This window comes from Flavobacterium gillisiae (genome assembly GCF_900107635.1).
In the GTDB taxonomy this organism is placed as follows: domain Bacteria; phylum Bacteroidota; class Bacteroidia; order Flavobacteriales; family Flavobacteriaceae; genus Flavobacterium; species Flavobacterium gillisiae.
In genome coordinates this window covers 25,277-47,336 of sequence record NZ_FNRD01000002.1, presented here as the reverse complement: position 1 = coordinate 47,336, position 22,060 = coordinate 25,277, and the positions used below count along the sequence as shown (strand labels likewise).

General features: G+C 34.3%; 17 protein-coding genes and 1 pseudogene. 11 read left to right on the top strand and 7 right to left on the bottom strand.

What is annotated here, in order from left to right:
• Nucleotides 1-121: 121 nt before the first annotated feature.
• The 3 genes from BLV35_RS03745 to BLV35_RS03735 all read right to left on the bottom strand — a co-directional run bounded on the left by BLV35_RS03745 (nucleotide 122) and on the right by BLV35_RS03735 (nucleotide 5,669).
• Nucleotides 122-2,164: a M13 family metallopeptidase gene (locus tag BLV35_RS03745; RefSeq protein WP_091084980.1), complete on the bottom strand. Its 2,043-nt coding sequence runs from the start codon at nucleotides 2,162-2,164 to the stop codon at nucleotides 122-124.
• 112 nt (nucleotides 2,165-2,276) lie between these two features.
• Nucleotides 2,277-3,845, bottom strand: coding sequence for a L,D-transpeptidase family protein (locus BLV35_RS03740; protein ID WP_091084976.1), 1,569 nt, complete (start codon nucleotides 3,843-3,845; stop codon nucleotides 2,277-2,279).
• Nucleotides 3,846-4,058: 213 nt separating this feature from the next.
• Nucleotides 4,059-5,669, bottom strand: a complete 1,611-nt coding sequence (locus BLV35_RS03735; RefSeq protein ID WP_176980564.1) for a L,D-transpeptidase family protein — start codon at nucleotides 5,667-5,669, stop codon at nucleotides 4,059-4,061.
• A gap of 162 nt (nucleotides 5,670-5,831) precedes the next feature.
• Between BLV35_RS03735 and BLV35_RS03730 the strand changes: the two genes are divergently transcribed.
• The 4 genes from BLV35_RS03730 to BLV35_RS03715 all read left to right on the top strand — a co-directional run bounded on the left by BLV35_RS03730 (nucleotide 5,832) and on the right by BLV35_RS03715 (nucleotide 8,207).
• Nucleotides 5,832-6,341: a nuclear transport factor 2 family protein gene (locus BLV35_RS03730; RefSeq protein ID WP_091084969.1), complete on the top strand. Its 510-nt coding sequence runs from the start codon at nucleotides 5,832-5,834 to the stop codon at nucleotides 6,339-6,341.
• A gap of 122 nt (nucleotides 6,342-6,463) precedes the next feature.
• Nucleotides 6,464-7,141: a tRNA (guanosine(46)-N7)-methyltransferase TrmB gene (gene trmB, locus BLV35_RS03725; RefSeq protein WP_091084966.1), complete on the top strand. Its 678-nt coding sequence runs from the start codon at nucleotides 6,464-6,466 to the stop codon at nucleotides 7,139-7,141.
• Between the two features lie 54 nt (nucleotides 7,142-7,195).
• Entirely contained in the window at nucleotides 7,196-7,831 is a 636-nt protein-coding gene (locus BLV35_RS03720; RefSeq protein WP_091084964.1) for a LysE family transporter, read from the top strand.
• Nucleotides 7,832-7,880: 49 nt separating this feature from the next.
• On the top strand, nucleotides 7,881-8,207 hold the full coding sequence (locus BLV35_RS03715) for an MGMT family protein (protein WP_091084961.1): 327 nt from the start codon (nucleotides 7,881-7,883) through the stop codon (nucleotides 8,205-8,207).
• A 23-nt stretch (nucleotides 8,208-8,230) separates the two neighbouring features.
• Here BLV35_RS03715 and BLV35_RS03710 read toward each other — a convergent pair whose 3' ends face one another.
• Nucleotides 8,231-9,577: a sensor histidine kinase gene (locus tag BLV35_RS03710; protein ID WP_091084958.1), complete on the bottom strand. Its 1,347-nt coding sequence runs from the start codon at nucleotides 9,575-9,577 to the stop codon at nucleotides 8,231-8,233.
• A pseudogene (locus BLV35_RS03705) lies at nucleotides 9,577-10,925 on the bottom strand (sigma-54-dependent transcriptional regulator). Before BLV35_RS03705 ends, BLV35_RS03710 begins: the two are co-directional and overlap by 1 nt.
• 215 nt (nucleotides 10,926-11,140) lie before the next feature.
• Here BLV35_RS03705 and BLV35_RS03700 point away from each other — a divergent pair.
• From BLV35_RS03700 to BLV35_RS03670, 7 genes are all read left to right on the top strand, one after another.
• Nucleotides 11,141-12,322 carry an efflux RND transporter periplasmic adaptor subunit gene (locus BLV35_RS03700; RefSeq protein ID WP_317040156.1) on the top strand — a complete coding sequence of 394 codons (1,182 nt, stop codon included), beginning with the start codon at nucleotides 11,141-11,143 and terminating at the stop codon, nucleotides 12,320-12,322.
• Between the two features lie 102 nt (nucleotides 12,323-12,424).
• Nucleotides 12,425-13,126: an ABC transporter ATP-binding protein gene (locus BLV35_RS03695; protein WP_091084951.1), complete on the top strand. Its 702-nt coding sequence runs from the start codon at nucleotides 12,425-12,427 to the stop codon at nucleotides 13,124-13,126.
• A 146-nt stretch (nucleotides 13,127-13,272) separates the two neighbouring features.
• Complete coding sequence (locus BLV35_RS03690) at nucleotides 13,273-15,690, top strand: ABC transporter permease (protein ID WP_091085764.1); 2,418 nt, start codon at nucleotides 13,273-13,275, stop codon at nucleotides 15,688-15,690.
• A 73-nt stretch (nucleotides 15,691-15,763) separates the two neighbouring features.
• A complete protein-coding gene (locus BLV35_RS03685; RefSeq protein WP_091084949.1) occupies nucleotides 15,764-18,187 on the top strand; it encodes an ABC transporter permease in 2,424 nt (807 codons plus the stop codon).
• Between the two features lie 210 nt (nucleotides 18,188-18,397).
• A complete protein-coding gene (locus BLV35_RS03680; RefSeq protein ID WP_176980563.1) occupies nucleotides 18,398-19,534 on the top strand; it encodes an Mrp/NBP35 family ATP-binding protein in 1,137 nt (378 codons plus the stop codon).
• 100 nt (nucleotides 19,535-19,634) lie between these two features.
• On the top strand, nucleotides 19,635-19,874 hold the full coding sequence (locus BLV35_RS03675; RefSeq protein WP_091084945.1) for a NifU family protein: 240 nt from the start codon (nucleotides 19,635-19,637) through the stop codon (nucleotides 19,872-19,874).
• 153 nt (nucleotides 19,875-20,027) lie between these two features.
• Nucleotides 20,028-20,345 (top strand): 2Fe-2S iron-sulfur cluster-binding family protein, encoded by a 318-nt coding sequence (locus BLV35_RS03670; protein ID WP_091084941.1) that lies wholly within the window; start codon nucleotides 20,028-20,030, stop codon nucleotides 20,343-20,345.
• Nucleotides 20,346-20,377: 32 nt separating this feature from the next.
• On the opposite strand, the gene BLV35_RS03665 is transcribed toward BLV35_RS03670, so the two are convergent.
• Together BLV35_RS03665 and BLV35_RS03660 are read right to left on the bottom strand one after the other, a co-directional pair.
• Nucleotides 20,378-21,151 (bottom strand): SGNH/GDSL hydrolase family protein, encoded by a 774-nt coding sequence (locus tag BLV35_RS03665; protein WP_091084938.1) that lies wholly within the window; start codon nucleotides 21,149-21,151, stop codon nucleotides 20,378-20,380.
• A 68-nt stretch (nucleotides 21,152-21,219) separates the two neighbouring features.
• The gene (locus BLV35_RS03660; RefSeq protein ID WP_091084934.1) at nucleotides 21,220-22,002 is read right to left on the bottom strand and encodes a DUF3050 domain-containing protein; all 783 of its coding nucleotides are present in this window, start codon (nucleotides 22,000-22,002) and stop codon (nucleotides 21,220-21,222) included.
• Nucleotides 22,003-22,060: the final 58 nt, after the last annotated feature.

Sequence of the window (22,060 nt, the reverse complement as noted above, 5' to 3'; positions counted from 1 at the left end):
ACACGCTCTCTATTTTAAATTTTCACTGTTGCTTTTGTGTTAAAAAAAATACCTCCTGCTTGATGCAAGAGGTATTTATGATGTTAGAATATTAGTCTAAAGTGCTATTTTTTTTATTCAATTACCAAATTTTAACTCTTTTATTTGGAGCTAAATATAGGGAATCAGTAGGTTTTATATTAAAAGCTGTATAAAACTCAGGAATATTGCGGACAACACCATTTATTCTGAATTTTGCTGGTGAATGTGGGTCATTAGCTACTTGTGCACGTAAATCATCTTCACGCGCTTTATCTAGCCAAACTTGTCCCCAACTAAGAAATATTCTTTGTTCTCCAGTAAAACCATCCAAAACAGGAGATTCTTTTCCATTGAGACTCATTTTGTACGCTTTTAAGGCGATAGATAAGCCACCCAGATCACCAATATTTTCTCCTTGAGTAAATTCTCCATTAACATTTAGGTCAGGAAATACTTTAAGTGCACTATATTGGGCTACTAATGCTCCCGTTTTTTGTTTGAAGGCTGCTAAGTCTTTTGGAGTCCACCAATTGCGCATCACTCCATCACCATCAAAAGTGCTTCCTTGATCGTCAAAGCCATGACCGATCTCATGACCAATTACCGCTCCAATTCCGCCATAGTTTACCGCATCTTCTACATTAGGATCATAAAAAGGGGGCTGTAAAATAGCTGCAGGGAATACAATTTCGTTTAAAGGTGGATTGTAATAGGCATTTACAGTTTGCGGTGTCATACCCCATTCGGTACGGTCAACAGTTTTTCCTAGTTTATTCAGTTGTCGATTGTATTCAAAAGCAGTAGCTCTTTGTTGGTTTCCAAAATAGTCGTTTTTACTAATTTTTAAAGACGAGTAGTCTCGCCATTTGTCAGGATAGCCAATTTTAACGGTGAATTTGGATACCTTATCTAAGGCTTGCTTTTTTGTCTCAGGACTCATCCAATCCAGTTTTTTGATGCTTTCTTCATAAGCTTTAACTAAGTTTTTAACCAAGAGGCTAACTTTTTCTTTGGCTTCTGGGGAGAAGTGTTTTTCAACATACACCTTACCCACAATTTCGCCAAGATTTTTATTCACTGTTTCAACTCCTCTTCTCCAAAGTGGCCTTTGTTTTTCAGTTCCGCTAAGTGTTTTTCCATAAAAATTGAAATTTTCATTTGATAAAGCAGTATTTAAAGACGTTGCCGCTCCATGGACGACACTCCATTTGAAGTAGGCTTTCCAAGTGGCTAGCGGAGTTGTTTTTATGATATCATTAAGCGCTTTAATATATTCTACTTGAGGGATGACAATATTTTTTTGGTTTTTTATTCCCGCAGAAGTTAGCAAGGAAGCCCAGTCAAAATCAGGCATGAGTTGTTTTAAATCTTTGATCGCGTATTTGTTGTACAGCTTCATCATATCGCGAGTTTGCTCTTTTTTCATGTGCTTTGAAGCCAAAGAAGTTTCTAAAGTCATGATTTTTGTGGCTAGCGCAGCCGAGTTTTCAATACCACCTAACTGAAGCATGTTTTCGATATGAGTCATATACTTTTTACGAATTTCTTTTGATTTAGGGTCTTCAAGGAAATAATATTCTCGATCTGGAAGCCCAAGACCACCTTGCCAACCGTACAGCATGTAGGTAGTAGGATCTTTTAAATCTTCCATAACCCCTATTGAGAAAGGACTGTTATTTGCAGATTGGTTCGCACGGCCAAAATATTTTGCTAAATCAGAATAATTGGAAATGGAATCAATTTTCTTAAATTCGGGTAATAGTGGCGCAATTCCTATCTTATTCCTAGCGACGGAATCCATGAAAGATCCATAGAAATTACCAATTTTTTGCTCATCAGATCCAGCTGCAAAATCACTTTTAGCGGCGGTTTCGATAATGGCTTTAACATCTTCCTGTGATTTGTCATAGACCATATAACCAGCGCCATAGGAAGGTTTGTCGGCTGGGATTGCAGTATTGCGTTGCCAAGTTCCGTTAACATAAGCATCAAAATTATCACCTGGCCTTATGAGGGTATCCATATTTTTTAGCATCAAACCTGATGCTAGTTTTTCATCTGACTTAATTTTATTGCAGGCACCAAGAATCAGAATAGAAAGTACTAGTAAAGCAATTTTAAAAGAGGAGAGTTTGATTTTCATAATTGTTATTTTTTACAGTATCAAATATAATTAAAAATCATCATGATAGGATTAAATAACTGAGAATAAGATATTTGAGTTTTGATTGTTTTAAGTGGACATTTCAAAAAATCTATTTTATAAATAGCAATGCTGCTAATTCGTCATCCCTATTATAAATGTCTTCATAAAAATGTATTTCTCCCTTGTCATCTACCCAAGCGGTAAAATAGCCAATGTAAACCGGAATTTTATTTTTAAGTGTATACCATTTTTCTTCTCCGCTGTTCATGGCCTCTATAATCTTTTGCTTATCCCATTTTTTATCCTCTTTCAAGATAAGAGTCGCTAATTCGATGGGTTTTTCTACTCGGATACAACCGTGGCTGAAGGCTCTGTCTTCTCTGTTGAATAGACTTTTTGCAGGAGTGTCATGTAAGTAAATAGCATTCGAATTAGGAAACAAAAACTTTATTAGGCCTAATGAGTTTTTAGGTCCAGGTCTTTGTCGTACGTAATCACCGTGCCACTCCATATCGTGTTCCTCTAAATAGTTTTCGTTTTTTTCAATACCGGGAAGAATTTCTTTTTGCAGGATGCTCTTTGGTACATTCCAATAAGGACTAAATACAATAGATTTCATAGGTGCGCTGAAAATGACGGTTTGATTCATCACTTTTCCCACTACAACATTAGATCTTAATTCGGGCACGCCGTTTCTGAAATACGTTAATTGATAAGCAGGAATATTAATTGCAATCAGTTCTTTTGCTTTAGTGATATCACTTGAAATCCATCGGCAGCGTTCCATATTGACAATTAGTGTTTTTATGCGCTTCCCAATAGGGATATTCATGTCTTTTATATTTGCGGGAAGAATTTTAGTATTGGCTTTACTACCGCTTCTGCTTTTGTATTTTAATACTCCTGTAGCCATTTCTTTATCATATATGGCGCTTTTAGAATCTTTAGATAAATCTCCTGTGATGAATAATCGTTGTCTTATTTGTGCAATTGTAGTCGTGCTGTCACCAAGGTCAAAGGACTTCGCATTATTATCGATAGTTATGGTCTTCCAACCTCCTTTTTGTTCTATTTGGCGGTATTCTTTTAGGATGTTTTTTAGTAAAAAATATTGACTTAAAACCGTTTTTTCATCCTTGTTTATTAAGGATGGGTCAATTAAAAGAGAATCGAGATAATTACCATACGATTGTTTTTTTCTTGGGAGATACCATTCCATTTCGACAGACTTCTTAGCATCTAAGCCATGATATACATTGTCAGCATAAAAAAAATAGAGCGCTGAATTTAGCAGCTCGGTTTCAATATTTGGTTTCTGATTTCCATCAAAACTTTCGAAAACTGCATCTAGTTTTTCTTTATAAGGGACGGCCTCCTGGACTCCTTCTTCCCTGAGGTTGTTAAGTTTGTTATGTAATAAATTAGCAAATTCATTTACTCCGTTGTGGTCATACCATACATAATGGAATTTATGTTTGCGGTATAATTCCTCCACATCAGATTGATATTTTTTTAGCTTTGGATGATCGGTAAAGAAAGTTTGTACCAGTGTGCTGTCAAAAGAAGTTTCGATTTGGTCTGGAATAACATCCACGACAGTGTCTTTCTTTTTGCAGGATACTGTCGTAAGTAAAAGCACGAAGCAAACAAATGCGATTGATAAAAATAACTTTCTCATAATAGGGGGCTTATGCTTTCTTTTGAAACTAATGCTAAAATACATTAAAATTTTATATGATTACAGCCAGTTGCTTTTGGCAAGGTAATTTAGTAACTTCAATAAAAGTAGCGAGGTGGTATTTGTATAGTTTTCAGCAACTTAAGTTGAACGGCACTGTTTTAATCATATGTTAAATAATAGTCTCGATATCTTTTACATGTAGAAGCAGTCTTACTCTGTATCGTCAGAAAACAGTAAAGCGGCCAAGCGATCGTCTCTTTGGTATAGATCGCTATAAAAATTAATTTCCCCAGTATCATTAACCCAGGCTGTAAAGTACCCAATATATACTGGGATTTTGTTTTTAAGCATGTAGATTGTTTGCTTTTCCCCTTTCATGGCTTCGTTTATGCGTTCTGCAGTCCAGTTTGGGTCGTCTTTTAAGATCAATATTGCTAGTTCTTTGGCTTTGTCCATATTGATACAACCATGACTAAAAGCACGGTAATCAAATTCAAATAGACTTTTATAAGGGGTGTCGTGTAAATAAATATCATTACTATTCGGAAACATAAACTTAACTAATCCCATTGGGTTTTTTACCCCAGGGCGCTGTATGATGTTTCCATTATTCCACTCCATTTCGTGAGATTCAAGATAATTTTGGTCTTGAAATATAGCCTGTTTTATTTCGTTTTCGATGATACTTCTAGGAACAATCCAATATGGACTAAAGACAACGGAACTGATGGAGCCACTGAAAACGACTGTCTCGGTCATGGCTTTTCCTACTAATAGATTAGATTCCAATAATTTTTTTCCGTTTTTCCGATAGAATAGTTTAAAAGCCGGAATGTTTATAACTATATATTCGGGGACCTTTGCGAGTTTAGGATCAATCCATCGACAACGTTCCATATTTACCATAATCGTACTGATGTATTTCTTTATAGGTATATTCATTCGTTGAACTTGCCAGGTCGAAAGAATTTTATTGGCTTTGTATCCGTTTCTTTTTTTAAAATTTATAACAGCTGCCATCAGTTCCTCGTCATAAATATTGCTTTTAGAATCCTGTTTTAAATCTCCCATAACAGCAAGACGATGCCTGATTTGGCCTATAGTTTTGGAACTATCATACGCTTTGTAATATTCTATTGAGGGATCAATGTCAATAGGGTTCCAGTTGTCACTTTGTTCTATCGCTCTATATTTTTTCAGGACTTCGCGAAGTTTATAATATTGACCAAATAGCTGTTTTTCATTTTTGTTTAATAATTCAGGATCTGTTAAAAGAGAATCCAAGAGGTTCTCATATGAAATATTTTTCCGGGGTAAGAACCACCCGATCTCGGTTGTTTTAGTAACATCAATCCCATGAAATACTTTCTTTACGTAAAACACATACATTGTCGTCAATAGTACCTCTGTGTCAGTTTGTGAAAGTTCATTGGCGGTGCTCGAATTGAATATTCCACCGATTATTGAGGCATAGGCTATGCTAGATTTCAGGCCTTCCTCTTCTAGTTCGTTTACTTTGGAATACAGTAAATCAGCAAACTCAATAAGCCCTGTTTTATCGTACCAAATGGAACTGTAATCTCTGTTTTTATATAAAGCACTTACATCGGTTTGGTATTTTTTGAAATCGGGATATTTTATAAAGAATGCTTTAAGAATAGCCTTGTCAATAGGGATTATAGAGTTTCCAACAGACGATTTTGGAGAATTTTTGACAATAGAAATCATATTTGCCGGTATGTTTTCATTTCTATAATGATAAAAAGCGGCAAAGGAAAAAGCACATAAAACAACGACAATCGATAAAATGAAATTTTTCACGGTACAATCATTTACATAAAGGTAAATAATTATGTCCTTGGTAGGTCATTAATATTGATTAAGGAGGGTTTAAAGAAGGTTTTTCGACCAATTCAATTCTATTTTCTGATTTTTTCTTTCAAATAGCGGTAGATTTTATATTTTTATCTAAATTCTTACTCCATGAAAAAAATCATTTTCGTTCTAATTCTAATAGCAGCGTCTTGTAAACCAACTAAAGATACTATTGTTTCTGATGATAGTAAAATCAATATGTTACTTGATTCTTGGCATAAAGCAGCAGCAGACGCTAAATATGATTCCTATTTTGAAAAGATGACTGAGGATGCTGTTTTTATCGGTACTGATGCGACTGAGAATTGGGGTAAACCCGCCTTTCAGGCCTTTGCCAAACCTTATTTCGATAAAGGGAAGGCTTGGGGTTTTACAGCATTGGAACGCCATATTTATTTCGATAAGACGAAAGAAATGGCTTGGTTTGACGAATTGTTAAATACACAAATGAAAATATGCAGAGGTTCAGGAGTACTGGTGAAAATAGGAGGTGAATGGAAAATCAAACATTATGTTTTGTCGATGACTGTTCCTAATGATAATGTGAATGCCGTTATTAAAATCAAAGCACCCATAGAAGATAAACTTATATCGGGTTACAATAAGACGAACCAGTAGCTAAATGATTTAGTATAAATCGTGCTTTTTCACATGCTCGAATAGGCTTGGTATTAATTTTTCTTGCGTTCGGCCTTCGGTCTTATATATTTCCTTAATTTTGCAAAAATATTTGAAAAATCGTGGGAAGCAAAAATAAATTAAAAAGGTTCAAGGAAAACGAAACATTTACCAATGTTTTTCAACCAACAAGAGAAGAAGTAGTAGGTGATTTATTTCCTTTAAAAGGGAAATGGAATTCAGATTTCTTTAAAAATGATAACCCTGTAGTTTTGGAATTGGGTTGTGGTAAAGGAGAATATTCAGTTGGTCTTGCCGAAAGATATCCCAATAAAAATTTCGTTGGAATAGATATTAAAGGAGCCCGTTTTTGGCGTGGTGCTAAAACTGCTGTAGAGACAGGATTGCATAACGTAGCTTTTATTCGAACTCAAATCGAATTAATCAATCATATTTTTGCCGAAAATGAAGTGGATGAAATCTGGATAACTTTTCCAGATCCTCAAATAAAATACAAACGTACCAAACATAGAATGACAAATTCTGAGTTTCTGCAATTGTATAAAAAAGTACTTAAAAAAGACGGTGTTGTAAATCTTAAAACAGACAGTGAATTCATGCATGGATATACACTGGGTTTACTTCATGGTGAAGGACACGAAGTTTTGTATGCGAATCACAACGTATATGTTAACGAAGGAAGTCCAGAAGAAGTAACTGCTTTTCAGACTTTTTACGAAAAACAATATTTGGAAGTTAACAAAGCAATTACGTATATTCGATTCAAAATTAAAGAGTAATTATTTTTTTAAAGTTTGAATTGGTTGCCTTTTGTGAATGCTGACACCCTGCCTATGAATTTAATTATATCTTTACTTTCTGGTTTTATCACTGCTTTAATAGGGATTACTCCGCCAGGATTGCTCAATATGACGGCAGCTAAAGTGAACCTAAAGGAAGGGAAAAGAAATGCTATCTGGTTTGTATTTGGGGCAGTAATAATTATTTTTTTTCAAGCTTATTTGGCTATATTATTTGCGCGTGTTATAAATATTCGGCCGGATATTATCATTTTATTACGTGAGATAGGCTTTGGGATATTTGGCGCTTTGACGGTTTATTTTTTGTGGATAGCCAAAAAACCAAAAATTAAGAAAGCCAAAATCAAGAAAAGCAGTAAAAAGAAACGTTTTTTTCTTGGGATGTTACTCTCGGCGCTTAATTTCTTTCCAATTCCCTACTACGTTTTTGTTAGTATAACGCTTTCTTCCTATCATATCTTTTCTTTTAATGCAAGCTCGATTCTTACTTTTGTTATCGGAGCGGTATTAGGATCTACGCTAGTTTTTTATTTTTACATTACCTTCTTTCAAAAAATAGAAGACAAAGCAGATTATCTATTGCGGAATATGAATACTATTATTGGTAGTATAACGGGCGTAGTTTCGATAATTACTTTATTCAATATCATAAGATATTATTTAAGATAGTGTAGTGCCTACTTGCGAATCGACTTTTACCATTTTATAATTTAAAACTATGTCAAACGAGAATTTTTTCGAAAGGGTCTATGCTGTTGCAAGACAAATTCCTTACGGGAGAGTTACTTCTTATGGTGCTATTGCCAAAGCGTTAGGAACAGCCCGTTCAGCTAGAATGGTGGGCTGGGCAATGAATGCCTCACACAATATGGACGATGTTCCCGCACACCGCGTGGTGAACAGAAAAGGACTACTTACCGGGAAATTCCATTTTGACGGTACAAATCTGATGCAGCAATTATTAGAAAGTGAAGGAATTGAAGTAGTCGAGAATCAAATTGTGAATTTTGAGAAACATTTTTGGCAGCCACCAATGTGGGAATAGTTAATAATCCAATAGAATTGACATTAATTACCTTCTTGAATAAAACAGATGGTAAAATGAGTTCTTCCGCCTGATCCCTCGGAGTCAGTTTGATGACTCAAATAACCGCCGTGTGCTTCAATACTATTTTTCGAAAGTGTCAGTCCAATACCAGCACCATCTTTTCGTGTAGTGAAAAAAGGCAAGAATATTTTGTCTTTAATTTCACTTTCTATTCCTTTTCCATTGTCTGATATCGTGATGTAAAAACGATTGTTTTGTGACGTTGTTGTTAGCTTTATGGTTTTTTGCTTTTTCTCTTTTAAGGCAAAAATGCTATTGGTTAGTAAGTTGATAATGACTTGTTCGATTTGGTTTTGATCAATAGTAATTATTTGGTTTTTATCGATTTCATTGATGATTTCGATGTTTTCAGACTCGAAAATAGCCGACATGATTTTCAGGCAGTCTTCAAACAGCAAATGAACAGATGTTGGTTTTTTGTTGGGTGTTGGTAGTGTAGCGAGCTTTCGGTAATTTTCTACAAAAAACTGCAAATGGTCACTACGATTTATAATAGTCGAAATGCTGCTTTTTATATCTTCAAAATCTTCAGGCTCTAAATGGTCTTGATCTACTATTTGGAGTAAATTTTGCGACAGCGATCGAATAGGAGTCAAAGAATTCATTAATTCGTGAGATATGATTTTCATCAAATTAATCCAAGCTTCTTTTTCTTTTTTCTCAATAACACGCTGGATGCTGTCTAGTAAAATAATAAAATAGTCTTTGTTGAATGATTTTGTTAGTGAAGTTTGCAACATAAATGTCTGCGCTTCTTGTTTCTCTATTTTGATGTTAATGGATGTCTTTAATTCTTTAAAACCGGTGTTTTCAATTTCTTCGCAAAGCGACGGCAGGTAATTCTTAAGATATTCCCAATTAGTCACTTTTGGGACACTGAAAAGAGTGGAAAAACAATCGTTCATCAAAAAAATATTCCAGTCATTATTTTTTTCTAATATTAAAACTGCCGTATCTATATTATTTATTATCGAACGATAAATTAATTCTTTTGAGCTGCCGTCGTGCTGTTTCTGTTTTAAAGAGTCATATAAGAGATAAAGGTTTTTGTAATCTCCTTCTTTAGCAGTAGCAGGAAAATTAGCCGAAAAGTCATTGTTTAGTATTGAAAGTATGGTTTTATCGTAAAAGATCAATTTGTTTTTGATGTAGGAATACATTTCGGCACAGAGTAAAACAGCAAAAACTAAAATTAAAATACCACTATACAAATAGCTATTCCCAAATAGATAAAGTGAGAAAGCGAGTGTGATTATGACAATAAAAACTCTTGCGAAAAGGGCATTGTAAAATTTCCAGCTGTTCATTAGTCGTTATTTTTAAGGTCGTATTTTTCAAGTCTTCGGTATAATGAGGCTCTGGATAAACCCAATTCTTCGGCGGTTTTACTAATGTTACCACTGTTTTTAAAAAGAGATTTTTCTATAGCATTTTTCTCTATTTCAGATAAGGGATGTTCGTCTGTTGTTACAGTGTGCTCGAAGTGGAGTAAGTCTAAATCAGTTACCGAAATTGTATTGTCATCTGACATGATCAAGGCTCTTTCAATCTTATTTTCTAATTCTCTAATGTTTCCTTTCCAAGGATAACGTTCCATATATTCGGCCACGTTAGTGTCAAAAACAACATCATTTTGATTGTATTTTTCGCCTAATTGTTTTAAAATAAATTGCGCCATGGGTACAATATCATCTTTGCGCTCTCGCAAAGACGGCAAGTTTATTTCCATGGTATTAATACGATACAACAAGTCTTCGCGAAATGTTTTGTTTTCGACTTCGGCCTTGATATCGCTGTTTGTTGCTGCTATGATCCGTACATTTAATGGTCGTGGTTTGCTTTCGCCCAAGCGTGTGACTTTTTTTGTTTGCAAAACATGCAAAAGTTTTGATTGCAAATGCAAAGGAATATTGCCTATTTCGTCTAGAAAGATAGTTCCATTATCTGCAATTTCAAATCGTCCTGGTGTATCAGTTTTAGCATCGGTAAAAGCACCTTTGGCATAGCCAAATAGTTCGCTTTCAAATAAGTTTTCGCTTAACGAACCCAAATCAATATGAATGAATGGTTTGTCTTTTCGAGTAGAATGTAGGTGTATATGTTCGGCAAAGACAAATTTACCGGTTCCGTTTTCGCCTAAAATAAGGACGTTCGCATCTGTTTTTGCTACTTTTTCAGCAATGGAGTACGCCTGTTTTATTTTTTCGGAAGTACCAATGAAGTGCTTTTTAGGAGCGGGTTCTGAGTTTGATGTTCGATTGAGTTTTCGACTTTCTACAACCGCTTTATCTATAGTAGAGAGTAATTTTATATTATCCCAAGGTTTAAAATATAATCAAATGCGCCTATTTTCATGCCTTCTACAGCGGTTTCTATCTTGCCAAAAGCGGTCATTAATAGCACGACTGTTTTTGGCGATAGGGTTTTTATTTCTTTTAGCCAGTGGATGCCTTCTCGTCCATCTTCAAATCCAATGCGGTAGTTCATGTCTAGTAAAACAACATCAATTTGGTTTTCGCCAAGGATATTCAGTAGTTTTTTCGGGTTGTTTGTTGTGAAAATTTCTTCAAAATGCTTCTTCAAGATCATTTTTGCCGAAAAAAGAATCTCTTCTTGGTCATCAACAATAAGTATTTTGGCTTGTTTTTTTCGCATCAGTATTTGTTTTTGTTCACTTATGAACAGGAGACTGTCCGTTTTTGAACAGTTCGATTTTTAGATTTGTTGCAACCGTATTGATAACCATTGTTTTACGGATTATAAATCCTTTGGCATGTTTTTGTATGTTGATAATCAGTAAATTATTATAAAAAATGGACAAGGTTATTCCCCGTAAAAATAGAAAATTTAGGTACTTAACAATAGGATTTGTGAGTTTTTTAGTTGCAGGAGTAATTGTTTATGCTTCAGTATCCAAAAAGCGAAGTTTAAATATAAAAGCGGATGAATTATTAGTAAAAGAAGTAAGTCAAGAATTTTTTGAAGATTTTATTGTGTTTCAGGCCAAAGTTGAACCATTGAATTTGGTATTGGTCAATATCATTGAAGGGGGTTCAGTCAAAGAAATTTTTGTAGAAAACGGAGCAATGGTTAGGCAAGGACAATCGCTGGCACGCATGTATAATCCCAATACAGAGTTGAATTACCTGACGCAGGAAACCGCAATCATTGAGCAAATCAATAATTTAAACACTGGAAAACTTAATATTAGAAATCAAGAATTGAACTTGACTAAAGATTTGGCTTTAATAGAACATGATTATAATGATGCTAAAAGAGTGTATGATATGAATGCCAAATTATTCGAAAAAGATATTATTTCAAGAAATGATTGGAATGTAATTAAGGAAAGTCTGCGTTTTCAAGAAGAGCGTAAAAGCAATATTCGCACGAGTATTCAAAAAGAGAAACAAACCAACCAAGTCCAGATTTCGCAGATAAATCGTTCGATACAAACCATGGAGATGAGTTTGGATATTCTGAGAAGTAATAAAAAAAACTTCTTGATTACGGCGCCAGTTTCAGGAAGATTAACTTCATTTGAACCTATTTTAGGAAAAACATTTCAAGCTGGAGAGAGTATCGGTCGAATTGATTCTCGGGAAGGTTACAAGCTGAGTGCGCAAGTGGATGAATTTTATTTGGAGAAGATACGTGTGGGTTTAAAAGGGCAAATTGAGTTTAAAGGAAAAACAGTAACTGTGTCTGTGGTCAAAGTGATTCCAGAGGTTAAAAGTGGTCGTTTTCAGGTAGAATTGCTTTTTGATTCAAAAGAAGAGTTGGCGTTGCAAGACGGACTAAGTTTTGGCGTGAAGCTTATCTTATCTGAAAAGAATAAAATTTTGGTGATTCCTAAAGGAAGCTTCAATCAAGAAACTGCAGGAAAGTGGCTCTTTGTTGTCAACGGAAATAAGGGAGTGAGAAGAAACATAAAATTAGGTAGAGAAAACCCTTCCTATTACGAGGTTTTAGAAGGATTGAAAGAAGGCGAAAAAGTAATCACTTCGTCTTATGCGGACTATAAAGAAGTTGAAGAACTGAATATACAATGATTGTAGATTGTGGATTAACGATTTTTGATTTCTGAACGATGAAAATCTACATTCAAAAATCAAGGATAACTAAATATAAGTAAACATAAAAACTATAAAAGGATGATAACAATTCAAAACCTAACCAAGATCTTCAGAACAGAAGAGTTAGAAACGTCGGCTTTAAGCGGAATTAATTTGCAAATCAACGAGGGAGATTTTCTTTCGATTATGGGGCCTTCGGGTTGCGGAAAATCCACATTACTCAATATCATAGGATTGTTAGATAGTGCTTCAGACGGGAGTTATACCTTGTTGAACCAAGAAATGATTGGGCTAAGAGAAAAAGGGCGTTCTAGTGTTCGTAAGGAAAATATCGGATTTATTTTTCAGAATTTTAACCTTATAGACGAGCTTTCGGTTTATGATAATATCGAATTACCGTTAATTTATAATAATGTAAAAGCTTCGGAAAGAAAACTAAAAGTAGAAGCAATTGCCAAAAAATTAAACATTGCACATCGGCTGAAGTATTATCCACAACAACTTTCTGGTGGGCAACAACAACGTGTGGCTGTAGCAAGAGCTTTGATAAACGATCCTAAAATTATTTTGGCTGATGAGCCTACTGGAAATTTGGACAGTAAAAATGGAAACGAAGTAATGGAATTATTAACTGATTTGCATGCCAAAGGTGCGACTATCTTGATGGTTACCCATTCGGATTATGATGCGGCATTTTCTCAAAAAACCATCCTGATGAAAGATGGCGTTATTTTCTCTGAAAAAAGCAATCAAAGGAATGTTGATGTTTTTAAAGTGTAATTATCATGATACTAATCTTAATATCAATTATCACATTCATTTTCGAATTGCTTTGCAGTTCACTTAGTCAATAATATACGGTTTCAATCATCACACGAGCCAAAGTGGCGAACTGGCGAAGCAATCAAAATCATCAATTAAAAATTATGTTACACAACTGGATAAAAATATTTATATATCACCTCAATCAAAACAAACTGTTTTCGTTTCTCAATGTTTTGGGATTGAGTATTGGTATTGCGGGATTGATTTTCGCTTTGTTATATTGGAATGATGAGCATTCTTATGATCAATGGAACCCTGAAAAAGAACATGTTTATCAGGTGTTAGTTGATATAGGTGAGGGTCAAGTTTGGTCTGATTGTTCTTTATTTCTAAAACCTGTTTTAGATAAAGACACTAATGTAGAAAGCATTATGTATGCTGACAGTTGGTATCAAAAGGATAAAATTATTTATAATGGAAAGAAAGAGTTTATAGATAAAATAATCAATGTAGAGCATAATTTCTTTTCTTTTTTCCCTTTCAAAATTATCAAAGGTGATGCTATTTCAGCTTTAAAAGATGATTCAAGCATTGCTATTTCTGATGATATAGCCAAAAGAGTTTTTGGAGATGAAGATCCAATCGGAAAACAAGTAAAATGTTTAGACCACGCGTTTGTTGTGCGAGCCGTTTATCAAATTCCGGGAAATTCATCAATCGCACCAAATATCATATTCAATAGAATGAAGGAATGGACTACGGCAAATTCACAAGCACCTTTTGCTTTTAAATTATTAATAAAAGTCAAGGATCCATTAAAAATAGAAAATTTGAGAAAGAGCTTAGAAAGGCTATATAATTATGATTTTATAATAAGAGTGGCAAAGGAGGCGGGCTTTACTCCGGAGGAAATGGCTGAGAAAATCGGTCATTTTACAGTTTTTATGGAGCCTCTTTCAAAAGCGAGGTTGCATTCTGTAGCGGATGGCTATCCTGAAGGTAGAGGTAATTATCAATTTTTGTTAATCATGATGAGTTTATCCATTTTGATTCTCATTTTATCCATTGTTAATTATATGAATTTGGCAACAGCCAATGCAATAAATCGAGCTAAAGAGGTTGGAGTCCGTAAAATTATAGGCGCTTCTAGAGGCAACATTCTAAGGCAATTTATTTTTGAAACTATTTTAATAAGCTTGTTTTCGATTTTACTAGCATTAGTAATTGTAGAACTAACTATGCCTTATTATAACAACTTTTTAGACAAAAATCTTACGCTCATCGGAAACCAATTTTACCTGCAATTAATTCTGATTTTTACAACTACAGTTTTGGTTGCAGGAATATTTCCAGCGATTTATGTATCAAATTTTGAAACTTTAAAAGTATTAAAAGGAAATTTTGGTCGAAGCAAAAACGGTATATGGTTGCGTAATGGAATGCTTATTTTTCAATTTGCAGTTGCTGCTTTTTTTATTATTGGTTCTTACATTGTGTATCAACAAGTTCAATACTTAAGCAGTAGAGACCTTGGTTTTAAAGGAGACCAAGTGATTTCTGTACCGTTACATTTTTCATCGTCAGATTATGAAGTAGAAAATGTTGGACAACATATTTACAATAAATACACCACCATAAAACAAGAATTAAGCAAAATTAAAGGAATTAAGCAAGTTTCAACTGGTCTTATGTCCTTTGATGGTTCAGATAAATCAATAACAGCCGTTTTATATAATGAAGAACTGTTTAAAGAAAAGAGTATTGCTGTAGACTTTGAAATGTTTGAAATGCTAAATATAAAGATAGCAAAAGGTAGAGGTTTTGATAGAAAACTAGCTTCGGATACGATTAGTTCGGTGATGATAAACGAAACTGCTCTAAAATTAATGAACATTAAAAATCCAATTGGTAAAGAAATTGTGGTAAGAGAAAAAAATATGAAAATTATTGGAATTATTAAAGATTTTAATCTGTTAAGTCCCGAAGAAAAAATACCGCCAATTGTTTTTTATCATTTAAAAACGGTAGATATAGCTAGAAATATAGACAAAGTGTTCATTAAACTGGATTCTGATACTATGGTAAATACTATTGGGAATATCGAGAAATTTTGGAGGACAGTTGATAAAGAATACCCGTTTAAATATGATTTTGTAGATAAAGAATATGCCAGAACATATGAAAGTTATGTTAAACAAAAAAACATCTTTTCAGTACTAAATGTAGTCGTTATTGGTATTGCTCTTTTCGGATTGTTTGCTTTGGCTTCTTACTCCATACAAAGGCGCATGAAAGAAATTGCGATTAGGAAAGCATTAGGCGCAGATACGAATAGGTTACTCAAAGAGCTGTCTAAGCAATACATTTTGTACTGTATAATTGGGTTTTTAATAGCCGTATTTCCAGCTTACTATTCGCTAAATAAATGGCTTGAGAATTTTGCTTATCGAATAGAAATTTCTATTTATCCCTTTATACTTGGATTTCTGGCTTTAATGTTACTCACTTTAATAGTTGTTTTGTCTAAAGCCTATCAAGCAACAAAAGTTGACGTTTTAAAATATTTAAAATACGAATAATTGGTTGTAAAAACTATACTAGGCAACTTAGAAAGGCTTTTATAGCCGATTAATTTTTTAAAACAAATAAACGATGTTAAACAACTGGATAAAAATATTTATTTACCACCTCAAGCAAAACAAACTGTTTTCGTTTCTCAATGTTTTGGGATTGAGTATTGGTATTGCGGGATTGATTTTCGCTTTGTTATATTGGAATGACGAGCATTCGTATGATGCTTGGAATCCAAACAATAAGAATGTTTATCAGGTACTAGTCCAATTGACAGACACTCCAGTTAGAGGAGAGCATCCATTTTCGTTAAAATCTTTTTTAGAAGCTGACCCCAACGTCCAAAATGTTGTATATGGAGATAGTTGGTATAAAAAAGGGATGATAGTATATAAAGGAAAAAAAGAATTTGTAGATAAAATGATCAATGTAGATCGTGATTTTTTCGCCATTTTTCCTTTTAAAATTAGTAAAGGAGATGCAGTGTCAGCATTAAAAGATGATGGGAGTATTGCAATTTCAGATGTTACGGCAAAGAGAATATTTGGTGATGAAAATCCAATAGGCAAAGAAGTCAGTTGTTTTGATGCCATCTGTATTGTGCGAGCTGTTTATCATATTCCGGGAAATTCCTCTATAGCTCCAACGGTTATTGTTAATAGGATGAAAAAGCTATTGGACCCCAATAATCAGATGGGGGTTTTTAATTTCAAAGTGCTTGTAAAGGTCAAAGATCCTTCTAAAGTCGAAGCTATTAAAAGGATGTTGGAGAAGGTGTATTACGATGAAATCATTGTAAGAGAAGCGAGTCAGGCTGGATTTACTCCTGACGAAATGGAAAAGAAAATAGGACACTTTACAGTATTCATGGAGCCGCTTTCACAAGCAAGATTAAATTCTGTTGCAGACGGTTATCCAGAAGGTCGAGGAAATTACCAATTTTTGCTAATTATGGCTGGACTATCTATTTTAATCCTCATTTTATCTATTGTCAATTATGTCAATATGGCTACTGCTAATGGTATAAATCGTGCAAAGGAAATCGGCGTTCGTAAGGTTTTGGGCGCTTCAATGGGAAATATTATTAGACAGTTTCTTTTTGAAACCATTCTTACATGCTTATTTTCTATTTTATTGGCTTTGGTAATTGTAGAGCTTACATTACCATATTATAATAATTTTTTAAATAAAGATCTAATCACTAATGGGAGTCAGTTTTATGTAGAGATAATTTTGGTTTTCATAATTACAGTGGTAGCAGCAGGGTTTTTGCCATCAATTTATATTTCTAGTTTTGAACTATTAAAGGTTCTTAAAGGTAATTTTGGAAGAAGTAAAAATGGTGTTTGGTTAAGAAACGGAATGTTGATTTTTCAGTTTTCAATTGCCTCCTTTTTTATCGTTGGATCTCATATCGTGTATCAACAAGTTAACTATTTAAGTAATAAAGATCGTGGATTCAAAGGCGATCAAGTGATTGCAATCGGATTAAATTTTCCAAATTCTTATTATGAAGGAGAAAATATTGAAAGAAATATTTATAATAAATATACGGTTACCAAGCAACAATTGAATAAAATTAAAGGGGTTGAGAGTGTGTCAGCAGGAGTGATGTCATTTGATGGTTCAGATAATTCATTGTTTCCACTTTTGTACAAGGATGTGCTCTTCAAAGTAAAGCATGCTGCAGTCGATTTTGGGATGCTAGAAATGCTGAAAATAAAAATGGTTAAGGGGAGAAATTTTGATGAAAAATTAGCTTCGGATACTATCAATTCTTTGTTGATTAATGAAACTGCAGCGAAATTATTAGGAATGAAGGATCCAGTAGGAAAAGAAGTGCTGATTAGAAATCAAAAGTTAAAAATTGTAGGGGTAGTCAAAGACTTCAATCTATTAAGTCCTGAAGTAGCAATACCGCCAATGACTTTTTTCCATATAAAAACACTAGACTTCGCTGAGGATATGAATTTGGTTTATGTAAAACTAAAATCAGAGGATGCACAAAATACAATTGCAGATATTGAAAAATTTTGGACGACTAATGTTGGAAATGAATATCCATTTAAATACGATTTTGTTGATAAAGAATATGCTAGAACTTATGAGCCTTATGTTAAACAAAAAGATTTGTTTTTACTGCTAAATATAATAGTAATTGGTATAGCACTTTTTGGATTATATGCTTTAGCTTCTTATTCAATACAAACAAGAATCAAAGAAATTGCGATTAGGAAAGCATTAGGCGCAGATACGAATATGTTGCTCAAAGAGCTGTCTAAGCAATACATTTTGTACTGTGTAATCGGGTTTGTAATAGCGTTGTTTCCTGTTTATTATTTATTGAATAAATGGTTAGAAAACTTCGCTTATCGAATAGACATTTCTATTTACCCCTTTATTCTTGGATTTCTGGCTTTAATGGTTCTCACTTTAATAGTTGTTTTGTCTAAAGCCTATCAAGCAACAAAAGTTGATGTTCTAAAATATTTAAAATACGAATAATTGGTTGTAAAAATTTTTAAGTTTTACCCGACAGCGATTCAAAGCTAGTCGGGTTTTTTTCTTGTCAAATTTTGCCTTATCGCCCCATCAATAAATCCAATCCAATTCCTTTATTTTAAGAACTTTTCATAGTATCTTTACAATCTGAAATCAGTTTAAATAAAGATAACGTTTCAACTGTAATTACCAATTGAAAATAGTACAATTATAATGAAATTAGATAGAAAAGAAATTCTTAAAGCTTTAGAAACAATTACTATAGCTGGAGAAGGAAAGAATATGGTGGAAAGCGGAGCAGTTGCAAACGTAGTCACTTTTGGAGATGAGGTTGTTGTTGATTTAGTTTTGCACACCCCAGCGATGCACATCAAGAAACGTGCGGAAGAAGACATTAAAAAAACCATTCATGATTTAGTTTCTCCAGAAGCTAAAGTGAAAGTAAATACTAAAGTGGAAGCAGCTGTAGCTGAAAATCCAAATCAAATAAAAGGAAAAGCTATTCCAGGAATAAAAAATATAATCGCTGTTGCCTCAGGTAAAGGTGGTGTAGGTAAATCTACAGTTACTGCAAATCTAGCGGTAACATTGACAAAAATGGGATTCAGTGTTGGTGTTTTAGACGCTGATATCTACGGTCCTTCTATGCCAATCATGTTTGATGTAGAAAACGAAAAACCAGTTTCTGTAGTGGTTGACGGTAAATCTAAAATGAAGCCGGTAGAAAGCTACGAAGTAAAAATACTATCAATAGGGTTTTTTACTGCACCTAGTCAAGCGGTGATCTGGAGAGGGCCAATGGCTTCAAAAGCGTTGAACCAAATGATTTTTGATGCTGATTGGGGAGAACTAGATTTCATGTTAATCGATCTACCTCCAGGAACTGGAGATATTCACCTTTCGATCGTTCAATCTTTGCCAATAACTGGAGTAGTAGTAGTAAGTACACCACAAGCAGTAGCTTTGGCCGATGCCAAAAAAGGAGTTTCTATGTTCATGTCTGAGGCGATTAATGTTCCTGTTTTAGGAATTATAGAAAACATGGCTTATTTTACACCTGAAGAATTACCTGACAACAAGTATTATCTTTTTGGAAAAGACGGAGCAAAAAACTTAGCAGAAGACCTAGACGTTCCATTCTTAGGAGGAATACCTATTGTACAATCAATCCGCGAAGCCGGAGATTACGGTCGTCCTGCAGCAATGCAAACTGCATCTGCAGTGGAGCATATTTTTGACGAAGTGACTCGTAATGTTGTACAGGAAACAGTAAAACGAAATGAAAATTTACCTGCTTCAGAAGCCGTTAAGATTACAACAATGGCGGGCTGTTCAGCAGTTAAAAAATAATTAGAAAATTAGAAAATGTGTTGATTAGAAAATGAACTAATTGACAGGATACAGGAAATATCTAATTATCACATTATCTAAATTATCACATTTAAAAGATATGACAACAGAAGAATTAACAACAGAAGTTCAAAAAGCACTAGAGGAAATCAGACCCTTTTTGAATTCAGACGGTGGAGATATCACTTTAATTTCCATCGAAGAAGGCAAGCATGTTAAAGTTAGACTAGAAGGCGCCTGCACGAGTTGTAGTGTAAACCAAATGACATTGAGAGCTGGAGTCGAAACGACTATTAAAAAGTTTGCTCCACAAATAGAAACTGTTGTGAACATCCTATAAATTTTTTGGACATGACCGTTTTTAGAAAAAAGGCTAATTCACTTTATGGTGATAGGCCTTTTTTCTGAAAACGGTCGTGCTATTCGCGCTACTTCGGTAGCTAGCTACTATCACTCATGCAAAACCGTTTAACTTACAACTAATTCACAATTAATGGATGTATTAATAAAAATTAAAGATAGAGAAGGAGTAGTGCATGAATTGCAGGCTCCCACAGATATGGCCATGAATATCATGGAACTATGTAAAGCATATGAACTTCCGGTAGAAGGAACTTGTGGCGGAATGGCAATGTGTGCTTCTTGTCAATGTTATGTGCTTAACGATGTTCCATTGCCAGAAATGGGAGATGATGAAGAAGCGATGCTCTCAGAGGCGTTTTATGTCAAACCAAATAGCCGATTGGGATGTCAAATTCCAATCACCGAAAGTTTAGAAGGACTAGAATTAGAACTAGCTCCAGAAAACTAAAAAAAGCGTCACAATTAAATGTGACGCTTTTTTTAGTTATTGAGAGAACCCGCAGCCTTAGGCGAGATTCTTTCCACAAACAAACGATAGGCTTCTTCAGAAGGATGCAGGCCGTCTTGTGCCACTAAATTCTTATTCGTTAGTCCTTTTCGTGTTATGTCGGTGATGTTTATAAACCGTATGCTGTTTTCTTCGCAATATTTCTTTGCGAAAGCATTATAAGCGTCGATTTCAAGAGAAATAGAAGAGGAAGTTCTTGAACCTTGACCAAACGGGGTAAATGCATAATCTGGAATGGATACCACAATTAGGTTGGCTTTATTCCCTTTTGCAAGAGCAATGCTTTTGTTTACTAGCTCAGGAAATTCTTTTTCGTATATAGAAAAGGACTTGTGCTGATATTGATTGTTGACACCAATTAATAAGGTAACCAAATCATAGTCCGGCATCAAGTTCTGACTGTTAATTGCCGAAAGTAAATTAGTGGTTGTCCATCCTGTTTGTGCAATTATTTTTAGAGTGAAACTGTTATTTACGTTCGTGTTCTGTAAACTTTGTTTTAACTGTACTGGAAATCTGCAACTTTCGCAAACACTTTGTCCAATGGTATAACTATCGCCAAGAGCCAAATATTGTATTGGGTTGGCTCGGGTTTTTACAACTGGGATTGGTTCTGGCAATTCGTTAGCTGTGTTTTGCTGTGCTATAGATGTTAGTCTGGTTTCAGTAATCGGACTCTCGGTACTACAACTTACAGCAAACAGTGCTAAAAAAGTAACTATTGTGATTTTAATTTTGTTTTTCATAACGATACATATTAGTAATCAATTGTAATAATACGTACGAAAATCAGGTGTCATTGGATTGAAGAGGATTATACCATCTCGACTTTCATTGTAATGGTTTCTTCGATAGCATCCCAAAGACCAATTCTTTTTTCTAATGCCACCACCGATATTTCTTCAACCTCAGTCCATTTTTGAGCATCCTCGCCACATAGTTCAGTAATCATCTTCATCGCCATAGGTCCATGCTCATCAGCATCTAATTCGATATGTCTTTCGAAATAATAAATCAATTTTCTTAAATCAGTATCAGGAAAATTAGTTTGAAAATTTTTAAGGATTTCCGTAAACATACTCGGGATTAAATCTTCTCTTCCAAAGGTAAAGGCAGCTGCAATTTCATGTGGTTTACCTTGTTCTATAACGCTAAAGGTGAAATCTAGAAATGCTTTAATGTTGGGATGTAAATTACTAGTCTTTATAGCTACAAAGATATTTTGTAACGAATTTATTTCTGCCAGGAAATTTTCAATTTCAAGCGCGCTTGCACCACAATCGTGCATGGCTTCGATGTACATTTCATAATGACTTTGTCTGCGACCATCAAGAGTAAGGTCAGATTCTTCTGCCAGTACGATTTCGTTGATTAAGTACCTTGTTTCTGGATTTTTAGTAGCAAACCAAGGAGTTGTAGTGCAGGTTAGTTTAGACTGTAATGCTTTTAGTAAAGACATAAAATCCCAAACGGCAAATACATGGCTTTCTAAGAAAGACTTCAAATCTTCGATTGTTTTTACTTTTGCGTATAAAGGGTGCTGCAACAGGATCTTTTTTTGTGGTTCAATCGCGTTGTTTATATTTTGAATATTCATAGGTGTTATTTTGCTGTAAATATAAAAAAGCTTCTTGTTTCCAAGAAGCTTTTGCTAT

Bases quoted from the DNA above. Each gene is read 5' to 3' on its own strand.
- BLV35_RS03690 (WP_091085764.1), top strand. From the start codon at position 13,273: ATGTTACACAACTGGATAAAAATATTTATATATCACCTCAATCAAAAC.
- BLV35_RS03695 (WP_091084951.1), top strand. From the start codon at position 12,425: ATGATAACAATTCAAAACCTAACCAAGATCTTCAGAACAGAAGAGTTA.
- BLV35_RS03680 (WP_176980563.1), top strand. From the start codon at position 18,398: ATGAAATTAGATAGAAAAGAAATTCTTAAAGCTTTAGAAACAATTACT.
- BLV35_RS03710 (WP_091084958.1), bottom strand. From the start codon at position 9,577: ATGAACAGCTGGAAATTTTACAATGCCCTTTTCGCAAGAGTTTTTATT.
- BLV35_RS03715 (WP_091084961.1), top strand. From the start codon at position 7,881: ATGTCAAACGAGAATTTTTTCGAAAGGGTCTATGCTGTTGCAAGACAA.
- BLV35_RS03660 (WP_091084934.1), bottom strand. From the start codon at position 22,002: ATGAATATTCAAAATATAAACAACGCGATTGAACCACAAAAAAAGATC.
- BLV35_RS03670 (WP_091084941.1), top strand. From the start codon at position 20,028: ATGGATGTATTAATAAAAATTAAAGATAGAGAAGGAGTAGTGCATGAA.
- BLV35_RS03685 (WP_091084949.1), top strand. From the start codon at position 15,764: ATGTTAAACAACTGGATAAAAATATTTATTTACCACCTCAAGCAAAAC.
- BLV35_RS03730 (WP_091084969.1), top strand. From the start codon at position 5,832: ATGAAAAAAATCATTTTCGTTCTAATTCTAATAGCAGCGTCTTGTAAA.
- BLV35_RS03740 (WP_091084976.1), bottom strand. From the start codon at position 3,845: ATGAGAAAGTTATTTTTATCAATCGCATTTGTTTGCTTCGTGCTTTTA.
- BLV35_RS03745 (WP_091084980.1), bottom strand. From the start codon at position 2,164: ATGAAAATCAAACTCTCCTCTTTTAAAATTGCTTTACTAGTACTTTCT.
- BLV35_RS03675 (WP_091084945.1), top strand. From the start codon at position 19,635: ATGACAACAGAAGAATTAACAACAGAAGTTCAAAAAGCACTAGAGGAA.
- BLV35_RS03665 (WP_091084938.1), bottom strand. From the start codon at position 21,151: ATGAAAAACAAAATTAAAATCACAATAGTTACTTTTTTAGCACTGTTT.
- BLV35_RS03720 (WP_091084964.1), top strand. From the start codon at position 7,196: ATGAATTTAATTATATCTTTACTTTCTGGTTTTATCACTGCTTTAATA.